This window comes from Pseudoalteromonas sp. SS15 (assembly GCF_049257195.1).
In the GTDB taxonomy this organism is placed as follows: Bacteria; Pseudomonadota; Gammaproteobacteria; order Enterobacterales; family Alteromonadaceae; genus Pseudoalteromonas.
In genome coordinates, this window is sequence record NZ_JBMMUD010000004.1 from 40,590 (window position 1) to 61,107 (window position 20,518).

The window sequence follows — 20,518 nt, forward strand, 5'->3', positions numbered from 1 at the left end:
TTTTTTGCTCGGTTATAGCCGGACTAACAAGACTGCCTAACAATAAGCTGAGGTTCTATCAAACGACTCTCAACCGCTTTGCCTGCAATCATATCAAGCAGCGCTTCAACCAATAACTCACCTGCACGTTTTGTATCTTGTTTCACCGTAGAAAGCGGTGGCGAGGTAAAGTTAGCAACAGCAATGTCATCAAAGCCAACGACTGCCACGTCTTCAGGAATGCTTAAACCATGCTCTTTAAGCGCGCGCATCGCACCTACAGCAATTAAGTCACACGCTGCACAAATCGCATCAAATTCAACGCCTGAGTCGAGTAATTTTTTCGCTGCATCATAACCTGCTTCTTCAGTATACAAAGCGTTTATTTGCAGCTTCTCATCAACCTTAATACCAAGCTCTTCAAGCGCTGCACAATGGCCTTTATATCGGTCGAAAAACTCCGGCGCATGGCTTGAAGCTGTACCTAAGAAAGCCAATTTTTTACGGCCTTGCTTCAATACATGTTGCGTGATTTCTTTACCACCCGCAAAGTTGTCACAGCCAATTGCAGAGCCTTTAAGTTGATCTTCACCCACACCCCAGCGCACATAATGCGTGCCTTGTGCTGACAGTTTTGTGAGCTTTTCAGCAAAGTCGACATAGTCACCATAGCCCAGCAAAATGAGACCATCAGCTTTGTTACTGTCTTCAAAATCGGCATGCCAATCGTTACTGGCTTGCTGAAAAGAAACCAATAAGTCATAGCCTCTATCAGCACAAGCTCGGGTAATGCTACCCAACATAGATAAGAAGAAAGGGTTAATGGCTGAACCATCATCGGTGGGGTCTTCAAAAAGTAACAAGGCTAACGTATCACTATGTTGAGAACGCAGGTTACTGGCGTTTTTATCAACTTTGTAATTTAATTCTTTGGCAATTTTTTGCACCTTTTCTCGGGTTTCTTGATTAACCAAAGGGCTATTACGCAAAGCGCGCGAGACCGTTGATTGCGACACCCCAGCAAGGTAAGCGATATCGAAAGACGTTGCTTTTTTCACAGACAAAACTCGTAGTTAGACTCATGTAAGAATATACCTGAGTAGGCCTTTTATGTGTAGTTAAAAGCACAGGATTGATTCGTATAGTAAAAACGGCTCTTTGTTGCAGGTGAGGGTTTATTTCGCGCAGTGTAATGCAAATAAAAAAGCGTCGGGTAGCCAACGCCTACAAAAAGAATCTGTACCGACATTTATAGCCGACTGTAGACGCGACTTTATGTCGCGCAAAATAAGGGCAAACAAAAGCGCGGGGTGAACCCACGCTTTTGTCAAATCGAAATACTTATTTATGATTGAGACTCAAGGTCAACGTCTTCTCTTACTTCATCATCACCCAATGCCATCACGTCTCGAACATTCTTTTGCACTGTAATCGCTGCAAAGCCGCTCAATAAAAACGCCATGGCGTAAAACCCTTTTTCGCTCAGTAACAATTCTGCGTTTACTAACCCAACTGTTAACAAGGTGATTGCAGACCCAGCAGCGGCCCAGCACATCATAAAATAAGGTTTTGAAATGGTGTGACCTTCCATTTTATCGCGGATGGTCTTTTGTAACGACACGAATGAAAACAGGCCAAATAACAATACAGCTAGGTAGTAGCCTTTTTCATTCAATTGCATAGTGGCATTTGCTAAACCAATTAGGAATGCCGCAACACCTGCTACTAACATGGCAACTGACGCCATTCTAAAAGCTTTACTTGGTTTATTAATAAGTACTTGTTTATTCATCATCTGTGTCTCCATTATTCTGAATTAGTTACATCTTGTAAGTGGCTTCAGTATTAGAGACATAGTCAATTTAGTAAACCCAAACTATCAAAGGCTAGTATTTGGGGACTAAAAGTATTGTTTTAATAAACTTTGTTAGAGTTTTACTGCCCACTGGCTCTGACAGAGGTCAGGAGCCAATGAGTTAAAAAACCTTAAAATGACAGAAATGATTACTTTAATGTGCTCTCAATAAAACCCTGCATCTGTTCAAGCATTTGCTCGTAATAGGGATTAAAGGTTAACCGCTGCAAATTTAGCGTTGCCTGTAAATTCACTTCTGTTAACTCACCTAAAGTTGGGGAAGACGTTGTTTTACAACTGCCAAATAGCTCAGTCCCGGTTAAATGCTCACAATTGCGATAACTGCCCTGCCAACCATAATGTGGGTTACTCGGCGCATTTGTTGGAGATGTGTGCGCTATATCAAGCACACGATCACAATACACTTGCCCTTCACACGAAAAAGTCGTGACGGTTTTTAATGAGTTAGGTAAGGCATTAAGTTGATCTTCAACGTTATTTGCATAGTAATAGACAAGCTTATCTTGTGCTTGCGCTGCGCCGTTTTGCGCATGCCAACGCGCAAGTAGGTTTACCGTGGCTTCGGTGTTGATGGTTTGGTCAACTTCACTCGCCACCACAAAAAACGGTGTATTGCGCAGCCCTTTTAATTTTTGCGGTTCAATTCGCTTCATAAGCGCATGAACTTGTGCACCTGCATTCGCAGGGAACGACTCATACTTAGCAAAGTCAATATCAGCCGCTTCATCTAAATAATCGGTAAACCAACTAACGTATTTCGCCGCCCACGCCATACCCGCTTTTGCTTCGCTGGCTGGCGACCACAGCATTACCCCTTTAAGTTTTTGCAGCTCACTTTCGTTCAAGTTATTGCGATTCAAGTAATCAACAACCAAAGCACCGCCTGTTGAAAAACCACCTAAATACACGTTATCGAAATCGTTAAGCATGCTTTTAATGGCATACGATGCAGCTTGTCGCCAATCAGCTTGGTCTATATCAACCAAGGCTTCTGCGGCTGTACCATGTCCAGGTAATAACAGAGTACGCACTGATATGCCCTGCTCTACAAATGAGTTGGCTAAATCATGAAATAAATATGGCGAATCAGTTAAACCATGAATAAGCAATACCGCTGCCTTCTCGTTATCGGCTTTGAGTTCAAACGGCGTGATTAAGTCTACAACTTGAAGTGGCTTATCTGCATACAAGCGTTTGCTGGTTGCCGTTGTGATTGGGCAAGACATACTTGCTTTGGGGTTTTGCGCATTAATATGCGCGCGCGCAGCAGCCAAATAATCTTGAAAAGGTTGTTCTGATGCAAAATCGAAGTTGATGCGCTGAACACCGCCTTTGGTAAATCGATAAGTGCCTGCTTGTTTAAACTTTTCGATTTGCGCAAGGTCATTATTAATCGTCACACAGTTAAGCGAACTAGTGGCTTTAGTCGTAAACATATTGGCCGCAAACACATTGGCTGAGAAAGCACTCGCAGATAAAACTGCAGCACTCAACATCGCTTTTTTAAAAATAGTATTAACTGACATGGAAGTTGTCCCTCTAATCTTGTGATTTATTGCGCCTAAACTGCTCGAATAAAGTTGGTTCCCATGCTCGCATCGCGAATAAGAGCCCCATATGTTTGCGTTTAGCAATTGGCAGTGCCGAATCTTCTTGATTTAAGATCGCCGCTTCTTTAGTGAGCTGATTCAATTTACGTTGAATGATCTCAATGGAAGAATTGGAATAACGGCCACGTAAATAAAAACGAAAGCTATCTTCTTCATCAAACTTACTCGCCATAAAACGATGCAACACTTCTTGTTCCATAAATCGCTCTAACGGCCCGTTTTTGATCCACCTGAAATCTTGGGCAATGAGGAGTTTATAATGGTTGTTTGGCAATAGTTGGATCAGCTTGATTTTATCGAGCCGCGCAAATAAGCGAATAAGCTCAAACTGGTCGATATCATATTGTTCAATGATATCGTCAAACTGCCATGCATCTCGAACACAGACCGCTACCAGCAGCAACTTAGGGTTATCTATTAGCTCTTGCTCTTGATCTAATGTGAGCTCTGTTAGTTGGTCTTGTTGCTTCTCGGTGATGGAAAATAAATCAGACAAGCTAATCTGCAATAAATGACAGATCTCTTCTAAGCGCTGCAAAGTAAAACTTTGCTGAGCAAAAATGCGTTTGATATTTGCCTCGCTCATATCAAGCTTTTCGGCAATGTCTTTGTACGTTAGCTTTTGCTGTTTAAGCAGCATTTTCAGCGTATCGCTCACCTGCGAAATTTGGCTCATAGTGTTCCTTAAAAGTTTTTCCAATGGCTTTCAAAAGCGTTCAAACTGGCATAAAAGTCATTACCGCCAACACACTTTCAAATTGAAATAGCCTGGGGAAAAAGCCAGATAGTTTAGGATTACTATACTTAGAGTTTCTTAAATTGCTACATCTAACAGCTGAGTTTACGTAATTAATCCTCTGGTCTAACTTGTAGTCAACGCAAACAAACACAGTATGTTGAATTTTAAAGGACACCACGATGAAACGCATTTCTCAACTTTTCACATTAGGTTTAATTGCATTAACCTCATTTGCATCTTACGCAGAGTCAGCGTCTGAACATGCCAGCAAAGGCAGCCGCCACTCAGCGCTAGCTAGTGCACACAGCACTACAGCCAGCGCCCAAGTAGCCAGCGGCGTGGTCGCAGTGCCATTATTAGTTGTTGGCAGCACAGCATCGGCAAGCCAAGCCGTTGGCGAGTCACTAATCGATGCCGCATCAGGCAAACATAAAATCGATAAACATGAACCGCTCGAAATTACCGAGATCACCATTACGGTGGACCGCTCCCCCGCAGAGCAAATGAAAAAGTCAGAAAAGAAAGACTAATTAAGCGACTTAACTCAAATACCTAACAAAAGCTGTAAAGCCCCTTTACAGCTTTTAAATAAGGAGTACGTCATGCGCTACTTTAAATCTCTTATCTTCACATTTGCTCTGTTGCTTTCTCTAGACACTTTTGCAGGCAGTCAGCAAAACAGCGAATCTAAATTTACAGCCGAAGAGGTCGCAAGCTTTGCCAAATCAGTCGAAAAATATGCTGCGAGACAAGGCGCCCGTGCGTTTATTATTGCGCGTTTAGGTCAACCAGAAAAAGACTTACCTCGCGGCTTTCAATTCACTCACACTGCTATTGCCGTTTATTCTCAGATCACGTTGGACAATGGTAAAAAAGCCAAAGGCTATGCTATTTATAACCTCTATCAAAATGCTGACAACCCAGCAAAAAGTGCGCTAATGACCGACTACCCTGTCGACTTCTTCTGGGGTGTAGAGAGCCTAAAAGCCGGAATTATTATTCCTTCACCCGACTTGCTACTTCGCTTAATTGAAGCCATCGCATCAGGTAAAAATCAAGCGCTACATAACCCAAATTACTCGTTAATCGCCAACCCATTTAACAACCAATTTCAAAACTGTACAGAGCACACGCTGAATGTGATCAATGCTGCCATTTACGAAACTGACGACATGATGCGCATTAAAGCTAATACCGAAGCCTATTTCACGCCACAGCCTGTGAAAGTGAGCCGTTTTAAATTGGCATTAGGGAATTGGTTTGCTAAAGGCGTTAGTACAGAAGACCATGGACGAAAAATTCAAACAACCAGCTTTACGAGTATTGCCCAGTATTTACAAGAGTTTGGCTTGATGGAAGAAGCGGTGGTTTATGAAAGTAGAGAGGTTTACAAGCTATTTTAAAGCAGCGTTATGCCGCGACGTATTGTGAAAATACACGTTGCGAAGCAGAGTATATTTTGCACCTAAATCAAATTGAACCACTTTAAGCCTTTCGATTGACTTCGACAGCGCGACAGAAAGTAAAGTCAGAAGTACAAAAAAGCCACCGATTTCCATTGGTGGCTCTATTGCTTATTTAGATAAATATTGGCAATTGCTTATGGCTCTGCAGTACAACCAAAATCACCACATTCAGGTTCCCATCGTGTTCTTGTGGTAATTGTGTCATTTACCTTTAAGAACAGGTGGTTTGAGATATTAATGTCAACATGACCAATGTTCACTGAACCATTGTTTCTCAAACTCTTTGAACGTGTATATGCTTTAACTGTAATTGATTCGCCGCTCACCAAGTCTTTAAATGCATTTTCAAGTTCTACTGCATAGTCTTTACCACGATAAACATATTTACCATGTGGTAAATATCTGTCTAAACCAAACAGCACGTCTTCATATCCATTTGTTCTGCTGTTAAGTGCTGAATAGATAGAGCTTTTTACGCTGCTTTCAATTTTGTCTTCTAGCTTATTAGTAACTAACCAGTTAAAGCCTGGGATTAACCAGTCTAGCGCTGAGTCAACATCAACATCAACATTCACTTTGAAGTCTGAGTTTGCAGTTAAGTTATTTAATTTACCCGTAATTGGGTTATAAGTACCCGTTAGGTAAAGCTTGTTAGAGTTAATATTGATTCTACCGCTTGCGTACCAGCTCTTCTTAATTTTTGCACTAGAAGCGACAGAAATGTTACCAACTCGAGCTTCAATATTGCCATTTGATAGACCACGAAGTCTAATTTCTAGATCGCCATTTACGTTGAAGCTGTATGATTTAAGAGAAGCTTTACCATTGATTTGCTTTTGAATTTCACTTCTAATTTGGCTTCTTAGTTGAGTTTCATATGACTCAATCTGATGTGCCTTACTCGTGATTTTCCTTAGTGTTGAGCTTTTATGAGTTTTACTAAATTGAGTGCTGCCATTTTTATAAGTCACTTTACCTTCAGCGCTCCAACCGTTTGCAGGAATATACTCAATGTATTTCGCAAATGATGAAAAGCTAAATAGAGTCGCACTTAGTGCTAACGCAGACAATGAGAGTGTTTTTTTCATATTTATTAATCCATTTCCTTATTAATAATGCAAATCAGAACAATTTGCGGTGCCTATTATCAATACAAATGTTAATAAATCAAGAGGTTTTAACATTAAGATTTCATTACATTTAAGGAAACTTATCTAGAAGAAATAAATACTTCACAATTTCAGCAACTTAAACAAATCTATTACCTCAAGAAAGATTGAAGTAAAAACTCTACACAACAATTACTTACTCACGACAATGGAGTTAAGCTTGATAAAGTAATCCACCTTATACTTTTTCAAAAAGATTTAATTGATGAGAATGTCAGCGTATAACGAAGCTTTTCTCCTGACAAATTCAAAGTATCGAAATCCATTTTGGCAATGCGCTTCAAGCTAATTTAGTTCATGGATGGGTGACGAGTGAACGATGCGAAGCATCGCAGCGCGAGGAAGTGGAGACATGGATGCCTACAGGCTGATGCTTCAAGGAAGAATTTCGGAGCTATTTCAAATTGAATGACCCAGCCGCCCCTTGGTTGCCGTCGCCAACGCGACAAAGAGCAAAATTGAAGGCAAATTTCAATTGCCTCAACTTAAGTCAAAACAGCTCATTTCACCTTGCGCAAAAGTAACCTTGCTTCGCAACGTATATTTTGCACCTTATCCCTCACACGCAGCTAATAACTTCTCCACCAACTTTTTATCAGTCAACGACTCTGACAGAGCTACTGCGCCAATCATAGTTGCAGCCTCTTTAAGTGCTTCAGCTTCTGTCAGTCCTTGCGATTCTATATATTTCACAAAGCCTTTAAACACCTTTTCGTAAGTTTCTCTAACTAAGGGCTCTCGCTGTCTGATGTCTGAAATCAACAAAGCTATCGGGCATTGCTGATTGTCTTTTAGAGTTGGGTCTTGCCCTTGTTGTAAGTAATTATGTTGCAGGCTTGCAAAACCTTGGTCGCAACCTTGAGTAATGCTTTCTCTTGCTTCAAAAGCGGCAACCACCAGCGCTTGATTATATAAGTCGGCCTTCGACTTAAAGTGTGCGTAAAATGCACCACGCGTCATGTTTGCTGATTTCATCACATCATTGATCCCCACAGCGTCAAAGCCCTTTTCGACAAAAAGCTTGGCGGCGCTGATCAGAATTTTCTCTTTGCTTTTAGTTTTGTGCGTAACATCCCAAGGCATAGCTATTCCTTAAAATATGATCTTGAACATATTGTCGTTGCAAATAATATCGAGTGCAACCATTCAGAAAAGGAAAGTAAAAATGAACACACTCAACATTGTAGGCCCTGATTTTTCGACATTTGTTCGCTCGATTGAGATGATCTGTAAATTAAAGTCATTACCCTATTCGTTGCAAAACCAGTGGCAAGGTGAAGATGTTACATTAGGCTCCGAGGGACTATTAAAGCTCCACCCTTATGGCAAGGTGCCGGTATTAATTGATGGTGATTTTATCTTGCCTGAATCTAATGCCATTGCTCGTTATCTGGATACACTTACAGACCCAAGCGTGTTTGCCAGCGACCCAAAACAATCAGCCTTAATAGATGCTTGGAGTAGCATGCTGTCGATTTATGGTTATCGTGATTTGATCTCTTTGTATGTTTTAACCCTTAAGTTTCCAGCAAATCAAGATGGAACACCTTGTTTAGAAGCCTTAGAAAAAGGAAAGCAAGCAGCACATTCAACATTAAAAATATTGGCAGAAAAATATAAATCTCAAAGTAAGAAAAGTAATTGGTTTTTAGGGGAACATTTCACTTTAGTTGATGCGATTTTACTGCCTATGCTGGATTACATTCATGGTTTAGAGGGCGATTTGAACCTGCTAAACCAATACCCTGAGCTTAAGCGGTATTATCAAGCTGCCTTTGAATACTCTCACTGTGCTGAAGTGTTGAGTTTTAATAATTAAGATCAGCTGTTCAAGAAAGCGATAAAATAGATGAGTTAAAGGCAAACTCCAAAATGTCGCTATAAATGACGAGCTACATGGCACTTAAAACAGCTTTTAAGTGCCTTATGAATTTATTACGCATATGGCACTTTTCCTTTGACTCTGTTATTCACTCATTTTTGTTTTTGGCCATTGCCACGCATACCAAATGGTCAATGCTGATAAAATTACTTCTAACCCGGTCAGATATAAATAAAACCCCCATGTGGTTTTGAGGTTAAGCCCTACTAGCAAAATAATGAATAAAGCGGGGATGATGATATTAAGCCAACGATTTATCGTCGGTTTTAATGCTAAGGTCAGAAAAATCATTACGCTCGGGATCGACATCAATAAAGCGACAGCAAAAAATTTGGCTTGTAAGCTTGTATCATTAGGGCTCACTTCCAACGCGTTAGATATAACGCCTGGTACATATACTTCAATATAATCACCGTAGACATAACAAAACATCACCGCCACCCAAAGTGCTGAGAGTTTAAGTTTTACGTTAATTTTGATGTCTTCAAAGCCGCTTACTATTTGGTTGCTCGCTGTCATTGTTCACTCCTTTTGTCTTTAATCATTGCTTTACGGTAAAAATTGCTGAGACTAAAAATATAATTTATAAAGAGTTATGTCGTCCGAGACTAAAAGCGCGGACACTTTTTAAGTGTCTAATGTTGCTGAAAATAAATGGAATGAAATAAAGGAATAAACTGTGACCGACCCCATTGTGGTGTTTTTAACCTTACTGATTGTGGGCCAGACTTGCTTAAGTGTGCCGCTGCTGCTTGCGCGTGCAAAAAACCAAGCAACCTATTTGCACTTAGCGCTATTTTTGTTTGGCTGTGGGATGCTCGCAATGAACAACATTGTCATTCAATCGCTCCCCCAGTGGTATCACATTTACACTGTGATGGCGTTTCCAACGTTATTCATGCTTTGCCCTTCATTGTGGTTTTATGTAAAAGGCATAACAGCCCAGCAAGCGTTTATTTGGCAAAGAAAGCATGCTTGGCATTATGTTTTGCTTGCTCCGGCAGTCTTAGTGTCTGGCATGATATTGTTTTTGCCCGAAGCAAGTCACAGCGCCATTTTTATAGATGATGAGAGCGTCTCTACTCCACTTGCCAAAACAATTATTATTAGCTTATTAATCATGATGTTGCTTTGGCTTACTCAGTGCATTTTGACGCTTTTTTTAATCGTGAAACGCTTGAAAGATTATCGAAAGCGCTTGAAGGATTTCTTCTCAAATAATGAACATCATGACTTAAAATGGTTTAACTGGCTGATGTATTGTGCAATCAGCTTTTGGTTGCTGTCTCTTGTCAGCGTGTTTTCATCAAGTCTGTTTAACGCGTTTTTATACAATGCCAGAACAGAGGCTTTTATCACTTTATGTTTGTTATGGAGTTTGGCTCACTTCGGTTTACAGCAAAAACCAGTTTTAACCACCTTTAATGAATCAGATACACAAGGCTTTCTATTGGAGGATAAACTTAGCGCAAAACAATCCGCTTTTGAAGCGACAGCATCTGAGCCTTTAAATATCCAAGACACACTTGAAGCACCTAAAAAATATCAGCGCTCGGCACTGAATTCAGAGCAAGCCAATCGCATTGCCGAAAAAATAAATACCGCGATGCAAGAGCAGCATCTGTATTTAGACCCGAGCTTAACGCTACACAAACTCGCCGCTCACCTGAGCATTTCACCTAATTATTTATCACAAACCTTAAATGAAACATTGGGTGTTAATTTTTTTGATTATGTAAATCAATGGCGTATAGAGGCTGCCAAACCCAAAATCATTGCCAATCAAGATACAGTGCTCGACATTGCTCTCGACGTAGGGTTTAACGCCCGATCGTCTTTTTATAAGGCGTTTAAACAAGCAACAGGGCAAACGCCTAGTGAATACAGAAAAGTGAACTAGAGCCTTTGTGTTAAATGTTGTCATTGATGACGAGATACAAGAGCTCAGTCAGACTCAAACTTTGCTAAACAAAACACACAAAACCAACAGGCAGCCCCTACCCCTTCTATCTTGCCTAAAAGCAAGCAATTGATGAGTAATGTCAGCGCATGGATGCGCTGCAAGGCTGATTTAGTCCATGGATGGGTGACGAGTGAACGATGCGAAGCATCGCAGCACGAGGAAGTGGAGGCATGGATGCCGACAGGCTGATGCTTCAAGGAGGAATTTCGGAGCTATTTCAAATTGAATGACTCCGCCGCCCTTTGGTTGCCGTTGCCAACGCGACAAAAAGTGAAATTGAAGGCGGGTTTCAATCCTGTCGCGCTAAAGCACAAAAGATCTGTGAGAGCAGTGTCGTTGAACATCCATGTAGCTACGCCCATCGGGTATCCATACCCTCACCTCCTCGCGCTGCGAAACTTCGTTTCGGAACCTAATAAATATTGAGTTGTAATACATCCATGTAGCTTGGGTCCGGTTCGGCCATCCTAGGCCTCACGCTCAACGCTAGTCTTGCTGCGCGCACTCGCAAGCCTCAAGACGCGTTTCGCCCTTGCGCAAAGTAACTTTGCTTCGCACACAACAGCTATTACTTCAACTACGGCTAAAATGGCTAATTTATGGTTGCGCAAAAGAACCTTACTCCGTACACAACGACTATCACCTCTGCTTCAATTAAACTTGCTCATTTCACCTTGCGCGAAAATAACTTTGCTTCGCAAAGTGTATTTCGCACCATAATTAACAAAATATATACAAATGAATATTCTCATGGTAGCCTGTCCCCGTTTTTATCTATTAATTTGTTAAAACACGGATAGGGGTTGAATGAAGGAAATCGAAAGAAAGCGCAGTGCCGAAAGCTTTAAGCTTCATGTGCAACGTTCACTACGGCAAATGCGGCAAAGTAAAGGCATGTCACAAGCACAATTGGCTAAAAAAATGATATCCAATGTTGATCAATCTACGATAAGTAATTGGGAGTCTGGCAAAAGTGAAATGACCATGACACAACTATTAGATGTGTTATTCATTTTTGGTGTTGACCTAGATTCTTATTTTTCGTTTTTAAGGAAAGATTAAATGGACGCATTCTCAGAATATTTAAATTATTTCACATACGCACCGTTACCCATTTTTCTTTTTTCATTATTCAAATGTTGGGGAAATATTGGTGCAAGGTGGTTTTTAATTTTACTAGTTACAGTTGAGTTTATTGATTTATACAGTAGTCAATATTCCATAAATTGGAATACTCATTATTATATTTGGTCTGCATTTATGTGCACTTTATTCTTTGCACCTTCTTTTTTTAGAAAGAAGATAGCCCATAAGATTTACGTGCATACAAATTCGAAATATTTTCTTGACGCATCCAAACTGAATTTTTCACAACAAGAAGCTGCTATCCTACTTCTATTTTTTGTATCTATGTGCGCTAACCTATTTAGTTACATAGAAATACTCTTGTACAAAAATTTCATTATTGATGTGTTTTACTTTAAGCTGTACGTTTTAGATAAGCTGCAGTTAATTACACATATATTGGTTTGCTTAGCTGCTTTATCTTTTTCAAAAAAATTAAACAAAGGACATAATTATGAAATTGCTGACGCTTAGTGAATTAAATATGGTTTCTGGTTGTGGTGGTGGTGTAGTTATCAGCCCTCCACCTCCAACTCGCGGTGATGAAAAAGAAAAAAAGATAACCAACGCCGACGGAAGCTACAAAGCGTCGACTTTACCTGTCGAAACTAATACACCTGACGAAGGTTAATTAGTCTTCACTAATTAACTCAATCACCTAAATAAACCCTGATTTTCAGGGTTTATTTGTTTTATTCCCACCAAAAAGTCCTTACACTAAATAACCTGTTCAGCTGACGTGCACCCTGCGCAATTAGAATGCCTGAACTGATAAAAAATCTAACTATAAAAATAAAATGAAAATACATTCGTTCAACAGCGATGTTTCAAGGAAGTAATATGGCTTTAAAAAGACTGTTATTGTTAAGCGCTTTTTTAGTTGGCTGCAATGACAATAATGAGCAAGCAACACAACCTAATGAGCCTCTTGCAGCGCAAAAAAGCGCTGACACAGCTGTAACTGACAGCCACAAAGATGCTGCCAATACTGAATTATCAGCAGAGATTATCGCTGAGCCTGAGCCGCTTGAAACTCCGCCTCAAGTCACAACTTATACTCTAAAACGCGGCCAAACCATTACCCATGTTTTAAAAGAAGCCGGATTCAGTTTGTCGCAAATTTATGCGCTGGCTCGTGACATAAAGCCTCATTTTGATTTTAAGAAAATTAAATCTGGGACTCAGTTCGATGTTGTCACGCACATAGTCAATACGCCTGTTATGACCGCTGAAACAATGACTGATGCCGATATAAACAGCAACGACACAGCAGACACTGACACAGTAAAAGAACAAAAACACCTTCGCTTTGCCACCAGCTATGGCGAATTAATTGAAGCCACATTAATTGATAACACTTGGCAGTTGTCGCCTATTTCAATAGAGGTAAGGCAGCGTCGCTTCAGTAAATCGTTTGAGATCAGTCAAAGCCTTTATAAAGCGGCGAGTCAGGCTGAGATCCCCGCCAATGTGATCAACAGTGCGATTTTAGCCATGTCTCATTTTGTCGACTTTCAACGTGAGATCAGAACTGGCGATAAGATCACATTAAACTTTAGCCAATCAAGGGTGCAACAAGACGCGCACTTATTCGAAAAGTTTAGTGCCCCGCAAAAACTCGTTGCCATAGAGTTTGTGAACAATAAAGACGTCTACCAACTCTACCAGTTTGAAGACGCCTATTACTTTGCAGATGGGAAGCTGGCACAGAACTTTTTAATGAAAACACCACTCAATGGCGCACGACTCTCATCGTCTTTTGGTAAACGAAAACACCCTGTTTTAGGCTACACTCGCCAACACAAAGGCATTGATTTCAGTGCACCAACTGGTACGCCTATTATGGCGGCAGGTAAAGGCAAAGTACTCAAAGCCAATTACAGCAAAAGCTTCGGTTATCGCGTCTTATTAGAGCATCATGGTGGCTATCGCACCTTGTATGCACATTTAAAAGGGTTCGCAAAAGGCATTAAAAAAGGCGCCAGTGTAAAACAAGGGCAAATCATTGGTTACTTAGGTAATACCGGTATGTCTACAGCCCGTCACTTACACTATGAGGTGCATAAAAATGGCAGAGCAATTAACCCATTAACCATGAAGCAACCAAGTAATATTCAGTTGAAAGGCGAAGAGTTAGTGGCATTTAAAACGCATATTCAAGGGGTAAATCAAAGATATGCGGCCATTAGTAAAAGCGATACGCACATTGCCGAGTGATCACACCGCCTAACTCAATCATAAACGACAAAACTTTAGAAAATTGAGGGCAGAATAACCTGAGCCCTCGATATATAAATCACGCTCACACCATGTCCCCCCTCTGTGTTTTCACATACTCTACTACTACGACACAACGAAAAGTAAATTGCTAAAAGCACACAAAAAAAACCAAAAACCACAACCTTTTAACTATTTTTTGTAAATATAATGTTTACTTTTTATTCTTTTTATGGATTACTAATAGCTCAAAAATAAAACACTCTTTCAAGGACTGGCCAAAACTCATCTAATTTCTAGAGAGGTAAGCTATGTTAAAACCCCACCATTTTGGCACCCTGCTGATCGGCTTATGTTGCTTCATATCTGCGCAAGTTTACTCGGCAGCTTGTACTGGCAAACTCTATGGTATTAATGCAGGTCGAGGAGAAGTCGGCTTAGTTTTTGATGTAAATGAGTACAGTGGTGACACATTTATTCATTCAAAAGCACTCTTTAGTTCTGCGGCCTTGGCTTATGCCAGCGACTTAAATCGCTTGTACTATATCAGTGCGCCAAGAGCGCATGAGTATCAGCTTGATTTGTTTGGCGTTGATTTAAATAGCACAGAGTTGAAGTCTCTGCCTATTTCGGCCAGTCGGCACAAATACACTCGGATTGCCTATGTAGATATGGCAACCAAAACACATACTTCTCTTGCGAAAAGTAAACCTATGTACCGTTTAGCTTATAATGAGAATACTGGCTTGCTAGTCGGCTCTTACTTCAATAAGTTATACAGCATAGACCCTCATACTGGCGCGACAACTTTACTGGGTACACTCTCAGGCTACACAGAAGACAGTGAAATGTGGCGAGGCGATCTGGCTTTTAATCAAGGGCAATTATATATGGTTACTAACTCGGCCATTTTTACCGTTAACCTTGAATCATTAACATTAAACAAGCTTTCATCTCACTCTATCCCGACTTTAACAGGAGCGGTGTTTAATGGCGCAGGAGCTTTGATTGTTAGCCGAGATAAAACCAATGATTATGGCAGTTTAAATAAAACCGACCTCTACCAAGTTCAACCTTATACGGGAGAGGCATGTAAAATGGCAACGCTGCCTGCACAGCTAAATGATTTAGCCATTGATAACACCGACAGTATAGGTTGCCCTGAAACACCATTATGCCAACCTCTCACACAACCTGAAATTTCTCTTTCTGCAATTACAGCTTCTGTGAATGAAGGTGGCACGTTAGAGTTTGAAGTCACGCTTGATAGAGCAACAGGGCAAGACGTTAAAATTGATGTTTCAACGACCCCAATCACGACACCGAATAATGATTACACCTACCCAGATCAAACCGTCACGATTGCTGCCGGTGAAACCAGTTATCGTATCCAGATCCCAACCATTGATAACTCGGTATACGAAGGAAATAAACAATTCACAGTACATGTTTCTGCTGCAGAGCATGCGACAGGGAGTGCACAGCAAATAGCAACCATTGTAGAAAATGACCCGAATACCGCTGAACAATTACAAAATGCCGCTAAAAATGGTCAAGTAAACTGGGAAGGCTCAGATGGTTGCTGTCACGGCCAGCGTATTAGAGGCATTAAAGGGTATTTTCCAAATGCGCCCGCAGGCACTGTTGTTAATTTTTATATCAGTAGTCAAAAGATAGCAACGAAAACACTGTCTGGCAGCTTTGCTTATGCAGGAGACAGTCAAAGTACTTGGTGGATGAACAATGGCACGGTGGCTTGGGCAACACTGACGTATAACGGCGTGACAGTAAACGTTCATACCGGTCACAAATCTGAGATTCACAATCATCACAACGTAAACTGCGCAAACGGTTGCTGGTAAAGCAACTCCCCCACAAGTAGTGCAAAAGCAAAATGGCTTCTGGAGAGAAGCCATTTTTTTGCTGAGAGCTAATGCCAGTTATCACTATCTAGCTTTATCAAAGTTTAATAGATCTTTATATACGCTATTCATATCGTAATGCTGAAATTGGTCGCTCTTTTGCTGCAATTGCTGATAGCGAGCCAACCGTTACCCACGCAATCACAAAGGCCAAAGTCGTTGCAACAGCAAATGGCAGTATTGATAAATCAATACGATACACAAAGCTGTTTAACCACTCTTGCATAATGAAGTAAGCAGCAGGCCAAGCAATGATGTTGGCAATCAACACCTGCTTTGAGAACTCTTTATTAATCAAGATAACAATATCTAGAACAGATGCGCCTAGCACCTTACGAATACCAATTTCTTTGGTACGGCGTTGTGTGGTGAACGATGCAAGACCAAATAACCCTAAACATGCAATAAAAATGGCTAGCAATGAGAACAGGTTGAATACAATGAACTCTCTGTCTTCTTGCTGATACATCTGGTTGAATCTATCGTCTAGATAGTCCAATGCAATCGGCTGCTCTGGTACAAATTTGCTCCAGGTTTGCTCAATGTAGTCGCGTACTTGTGCCGTGTCGCCTGTGTACTTAATCGACATGTTGTAACCGTTGTTATGGTTAAGTAAGTGATAGGTCGGCGCCACTTCTTTTTTTAAAGACGAGAAATAATAGTCTTCAGTTACACCTACAATGGTCGCTGTGCCTTCAGAAGTACGAGTGAATAATACTTTAAACTGTTTACCTACCGCTTCTTCAGGTGTGTAGCCCAACGTTTTTGCAGCCACGCTGTTCACTACCACACTAAACTCTGGGTTTGGGTTTTCTTCTGAAGGTCGAGAAATCGCATCTGCAGTGAAATCACGGCTGAAACCTCGGCCACTCAGTAGCTTAATATTGTAAGACGAGAAATAGTCTTCATCGACTGCCAGCACAGGCATAAGCTGCATCTCTTTCGTTGCAGGGTGAATTAAGCCCATAGCATCTGTTAGAGAGCCAGTTGGGAAGCGCGATGTTTTGGTGACGCTACTAATATTTGGGTTCGCCAATAATTGCGTTTTAATGGCATCGCGCTGTGGGCTGGCTTCGGTGGTATATAAGCCGCGCAGTACAAAGGTATTCGACTTGTCATAACCTAGGTCGATGTTGCGCGCATAACTTAACTGCAAGCTCGCCACTACAGTTGCCACTATTAAGATGATAGCCACACTGAACTGAAAAACTACAAGACCTTTACGCAGTAACGCGCCGGCTTTACCTTGCGTCACTTCACCTTTTAGCACTTTAGCTGGTTTAAAAGCGCTTAAGTAAAACGCCGGATACGCTCCCGAGATCAACCCGACAAATAAACCCAGAGATAACAAGATAGCCAATGTGCCTAAATCGAAGTAGTTAAATGCCAGCTCTTTGCCAATAAAATCAGCAAAGATAGGCAAGGTCGCCTCAACCAGTGCAATTGCGATGAATAAAGCAATGTAGCAAAGCATAATGGCTTCAACCATAAACTGAGTGACTAAGCTGTGCTTCTTCGCACCTAGGGTTTTACGTACCCCGACTTCTTTTGCGCGTTTAGTCGCCGTTGCGGTAGACAGGTTCATAAAGTTCACACACGCAATCAGTAAGATAAGCGCGGCAATAATACTGAATGAATAGACGATATTAATGTCGCCATTTTCTTTCATTTCACCATAGAAGTTAGAGTTAAGATAAATATCACTAATATTGATCAAGGTGTAATGAAGCGCATCACTCACCCCTTCGCCAACATGGTTTTCTAAGAAATCAGGAAAGCCAGCTTCAAGGGCTTTGATAGCTGTATTCGGCGCAAGCTGAAAATAAGTCAGATAGTTAAAGCTTGGGTTTTGATCCCAATTTGGGTTTTGTAAAAACTCAGGGGCAGTACCCATACTAATTAGCGCTGAAATATCTAAGTGAGTACGTGTTGGTAAGTCTTTAATTACTCCTGTGACTTTTAAACTAATACGATTAGCTAACACTAGCGTTTCGCCCATCACATTAGTACTTGAGAAATAACGCTGTGCCGCCGACTCTGTCAGCACCACAGAATTGGGGGCTACAAGGGCTGTTTGTACATCGCCTTGTAACATTTCTAAAGAGAAAAACTCAATCGCATTGGCATCGGCTAGATTAATGCCATCATCACTGAAATGGGTATTGCCAAACCCTAAAGTGGCACCGATTTCACGTAGTCGCGTTGCTTCTTGGATCTCATCAAAGTTTGCCGAAAAACGTTCAGCGTTATATACCGAGCCTTGTGCAAAATGTTGTGCTGGCGAGCCTGGCACTGTCATCTTTAATGACGTACGGTAAATGTTTTCGTGGCCTTTAATGTGTTTGTCGTAACCTAACTCAGATTCAACAAAGATTGCCATGCTTATACAAATGGCCAAGCCAATTGCTAAGCCAAGAATATTAATACCTGAGTAAAGTTTTTGTTTTAACAGATTGCGATAGGCAATGATCAAATAGTTATTAAGCACAACGCACCTCCTGCATATTTTGTGACACGATATGACCGTCTAATACATTGATAACGCGGTGTGCGTAATTGGCATGGTGATCTGAGTGAGTAACCATCACAATGGTTACGCCTTCACGATTTAATTGCGCAAGTAACTTCATGACCTCTTCACCGTTTTTAGAGTCCAAGTTACCTGTTGGCTCATCGGCCAAGAGCATTTTTGGTTCGGCAACAATAGCGCGGCCAACTGCGACCCTTTGCTGCTGACCACCCGAAAGTTGCTGCGGATAGTGATCTTTACGGTGCGCAATGTCGACCTTTTCTAAAATTGCCAATACGCGCTGCTCACGCTCTTTTTTCGCTATGCCTTGGTAAACCAATGGCAGCTCAACGTTTTCAAAAACAGTTAATTCATCAATTAAGTTAAAGCTTTGGAAGATAAAGCCAATGTTGTCTTTACGAATGTCGGCCAGCTTATTTTCGGTGAAGCCACTGATGTCTTTGCCATCAAAAATGTATTCACCTTGATCGATGTGATCGAGCATGCCGACAATATTCAGTAACGTCGATTTACCCGAGCCAGACTGACCCATAATGGCTACAAACTCACCACGCTCTACATGCAGCGAGACGCTATCAAGTGCATGTGTTTCGACTGATTCTGTGCGGAATATTTTGCTAATGTTAGTTAAGTTGATCATCTGTTTAGTCCTAATTCTTTTTAATTTTTAAATCTTTCTAATTGTTAATTGGTGACGCACGTTCACTGCGTCAGCTTTAAAGTCTGCATGTCGATAAAAGTGCTATAGCTTGAGGTAATGACTCTGTCGCCCTCGTTTAATCCCTCTAACACTTCAATGAATTTGTTATTGCGCTGGCCTAAGCGAACTTGTTTACGAACTGCAACATCACTACCTTGCTCGATTACAAACACCCACTTACCAGCTGTGTCGAGGAAGAAGCCGTCATTTGGGATCATCTTGGCTGGTTTTGCATCGGCAAGTAGCAATTCCATTTGTAACGTTTGGCCGCGACGAATACGCTCAGGCAAGGCATCGTTAAAAGTTAAATCGACTTCAAAACGACCATTACTTACCTCGGCATACACTTTTGCCAGTGTCAGTGTGTAATCTTGACCTTGGTGAGAGATTTTGGCGGTTTGCCCAGCAAATACACGGCCCAGATAAAATTCATCAATTAACGCGCTGACCTTGTACTCACCGACAATATCAACCTGACCTAAACGAGAACCACGCGACTTCGATTCACCCAGCTCAGCATTGAATGCGGTTAGCTGACCGTCAATCGGTGCTTTGATCACTAGGTTTTCAAGGTTCTTACGGGCGAAGCTTAAGTTCTTATTAAGCTGTGCGACACTGTCTTCAAGTTGGGCAATTTGGACGGTACGAATAAGCTCATCTTGCTCTTGCTGCTCAATAACCAATGTGCGGCGATCTTTTAAATATTGTGTGCGGTCAATCACAGCTTTTAATTCGTCTTGCGATACTAGGTTGTTCGCCACTAGCTTTTTATGCTGGGCTAGTTTGCGTTCACTCTGCTTAATCTCGAAATCCAGCTCTAATAAGTTGCGCTTTAGATTTAAACGGTTTTGGTCGATGGCTAAACGGGTATTGTGTAAGTTATTTAACTGCTCAGAAATTTGTGCTTCACGAGAGATAACATCTAGCTGCAAACCAGTATTGCTTAAGGCTAAAATCTTATCGCCCTTTTTAACCATCGCGCCTTCTTCTACAAAGCGCTGCTCTACACGGCCACCCTCAATGGCGTCTAAATACACTGATTTGCTTGGAGTAATATTGCCGCGCAGTGGGATCATATCGGTGAATTCACCACGAGTGACTGTGCTTACCTTTATTTTGTCCATTTCTAGGTTATAACGACTGCCACTGCTATTCGCGGTATTGCTTATTAAAAAATACGCGATGGCAATTGCTGGGGCTGCCAACCACCATGCTTTAAATGTGCGTTTTTTGCTGATCACTTTATCCATTTCTAACATCCTAATCGTTTAGATTTGTTAGATATAAGACAATTACTGTGCCAAAAACAAAAATGACTATATAACAACAACTTATGATTG

At 41.2% G+C, this 20,518-nt stretch carries 18 protein-coding genes; 8 read left to right on the forward strand and 10 right to left on the reverse strand.

The window, feature by feature from the left end:
- Positions 1-23: 23 nt before the first annotated feature.
- The 4 genes from AAEU28_RS09525 to AAEU28_RS09540 all read right to left on the reverse strand — a co-directional run bounded on the left by AAEU28_RS09525 (position 24) and on the right by AAEU28_RS09540 (position 4,141).
- Complete coding sequence (locus AAEU28_RS09525) at positions 24-1,037, reverse strand: LacI family DNA-binding transcriptional regulator (RefSeq protein WP_421963901.1); 1,014 nt, start codon at positions 1,035-1,037, stop codon at positions 24-26.
- Positions 1,038-1,324: 287 nt separating this feature from the next.
- Positions 1,325-1,771, reverse strand: a complete 447-nt coding sequence (gene yiaA / locus AAEU28_RS09530) for an inner membrane protein YiaA (RefSeq protein WP_421964193.1) — start codon at positions 1,769-1,771, stop codon at positions 1,325-1,327.
- A gap of 212 nt (positions 1,772-1,983) precedes the next feature.
- A complete protein-coding gene (locus tag AAEU28_RS09535; protein ID WP_421963902.1) occupies positions 1,984-3,381 on the reverse strand; it encodes an alpha/beta hydrolase in 1,398 nt (465 codons plus the stop codon).
- 13 nt (positions 3,382-3,394) lie between these two features.
- Complete coding sequence (locus AAEU28_RS09540) at positions 3,395-4,141, reverse strand: helix-turn-helix domain-containing protein (protein WP_421963903.1); 747 nt, start codon at positions 4,139-4,141, stop codon at positions 3,395-3,397.
- Positions 4,142-4,383: 242 nt separating this feature from the next.
- Here AAEU28_RS09540 and AAEU28_RS09545 point away from each other — a divergent pair, with 242 nt between their 5' ends.
- Positions 4,384-4,734, forward strand: a complete 351-nt coding sequence (locus AAEU28_RS09545) for a hypothetical protein (protein WP_421963904.1) — start codon at positions 4,384-4,386, stop codon at positions 4,732-4,734.
- 72 nt (positions 4,735-4,806) lie between these two features.
- Positions 4,807-5,607, forward strand: a complete 801-nt coding sequence (locus tag AAEU28_RS09550) for a DUF2145 domain-containing protein (protein ID WP_421963905.1) — start codon at positions 4,807-4,809, stop codon at positions 5,605-5,607.
- Between the two features lie 197 nt (positions 5,608-5,804).
- Here the strand turns inward: AAEU28_RS09550 and AAEU28_RS09555 are convergent, their stop codons facing one another.
- Together AAEU28_RS09555 and AAEU28_RS09560 are read right to left on the reverse strand one after the other, a co-directional pair.
- Complete coding sequence (locus AAEU28_RS09555; protein WP_421963906.1) at positions 5,805-6,758, reverse strand: hypothetical protein; 954 nt, start codon at positions 6,756-6,758, stop codon at positions 5,805-5,807.
- A gap of 633 nt (positions 6,759-7,391) precedes the next feature.
- Positions 7,392-7,922: a TetR/AcrR family transcriptional regulator gene (locus tag AAEU28_RS09560; RefSeq protein ID WP_421963907.1), complete on the reverse strand. Its 531-nt coding sequence runs from the start codon at positions 7,920-7,922 to the stop codon at positions 7,392-7,394.
- 82 nt (positions 7,923-8,004) lie between these two features.
- Here AAEU28_RS09560 and AAEU28_RS09565 point away from each other — a divergent pair, with 82 nt between their 5' ends.
- A complete protein-coding gene (locus AAEU28_RS09565) occupies positions 8,005-8,658 on the forward strand; it encodes a glutathione S-transferase family protein (RefSeq protein ID WP_421963908.1) in 654 nt (217 codons plus the stop codon).
- Between the two features lie 147 nt (positions 8,659-8,805).
- Here AAEU28_RS09565 and AAEU28_RS09570 read toward each other — a convergent pair whose 3' ends face one another.
- Complete coding sequence (locus AAEU28_RS09570) at positions 8,806-9,240, reverse strand: DUF6326 family protein (protein WP_421963909.1); 435 nt, start codon at positions 9,238-9,240, stop codon at positions 8,806-8,808.
- Between the two features lie 160 nt (positions 9,241-9,400).
- Here AAEU28_RS09570 and AAEU28_RS09575 point away from each other — a divergent pair, with 160 nt between their 5' ends.
- The 5 genes from AAEU28_RS09575 (at position 9,401) to AAEU28_RS09595 (ending at position 15,888) form a co-directional block, all read left to right on the forward strand.
- Positions 9,401-10,621: a helix-turn-helix domain-containing protein gene (locus tag AAEU28_RS09575; RefSeq protein WP_421963910.1), complete on the forward strand. Its 1,221-nt coding sequence runs from the start codon at positions 9,401-9,403 to the stop codon at positions 10,619-10,621.
- An 870-nt stretch (positions 10,622-11,491) separates the two neighbouring features.
- Positions 11,492-11,746, forward strand: coding sequence for a helix-turn-helix transcriptional regulator (locus tag AAEU28_RS09580; protein ID WP_058031874.1), 255 nt, complete (start codon positions 11,492-11,494; stop codon positions 11,744-11,746).
- 517 nt (positions 11,747-12,263) lie between these two features.
- The gene (locus AAEU28_RS09585; RefSeq protein WP_421963911.1) at positions 12,264-12,440 is read left to right on the forward strand and encodes a hypothetical protein; all 177 of its coding nucleotides are present in this window, start codon (positions 12,264-12,266) and stop codon (positions 12,438-12,440) included.
- Positions 12,441-12,649: 209 nt separating this feature from the next.
- Positions 12,650-14,026, forward strand: coding sequence for a peptidoglycan DD-metalloendopeptidase family protein (locus AAEU28_RS09590; protein ID WP_421963912.1), 1,377 nt, complete (start codon positions 12,650-12,652; stop codon positions 14,024-14,026).
- 311 nt (positions 14,027-14,337) lie between these two features.
- The gene (locus tag AAEU28_RS09595) at positions 14,338-15,888 is read left to right on the forward strand and encodes a Calx-beta domain-containing protein (RefSeq protein ID WP_421963913.1); all 1,551 of its coding nucleotides are present in this window, start codon (positions 14,338-14,340) and stop codon (positions 15,886-15,888) included.
- 124 nt (positions 15,889-16,012) lie between these two features.
- Here the strand turns inward: AAEU28_RS09595 and AAEU28_RS09600 are convergent, their stop codons facing one another.
- The 3 genes from AAEU28_RS09600 to AAEU28_RS09610 form a co-directional block, all read right to left on the reverse strand.
- Entirely contained in the window at positions 16,013-18,436 is a 2,424-nt protein-coding gene (locus AAEU28_RS09600) for an ABC transporter permease (protein ID WP_421963914.1), read from the reverse strand.
- Positions 18,429-19,118 (reverse strand): ABC transporter ATP-binding protein, encoded by a 690-nt coding sequence (locus AAEU28_RS09605; RefSeq protein ID WP_421963915.1) that lies wholly within the window; start codon positions 19,116-19,118, stop codon positions 18,429-18,431. The genes AAEU28_RS09600 and AAEU28_RS09605 overlap by 8 nt, the downstream gene beginning before the upstream one ends.
- Positions 19,119-19,180: 62 nt before the next feature.
- Positions 19,181-20,428 (reverse strand): efflux RND transporter periplasmic adaptor subunit, encoded by a 1,248-nt coding sequence (locus AAEU28_RS09610; RefSeq protein ID WP_421963916.1) that lies wholly within the window; start codon positions 20,426-20,428, stop codon positions 19,181-19,183.
- Positions 20,429-20,518: the final 90 nt, after the last annotated feature.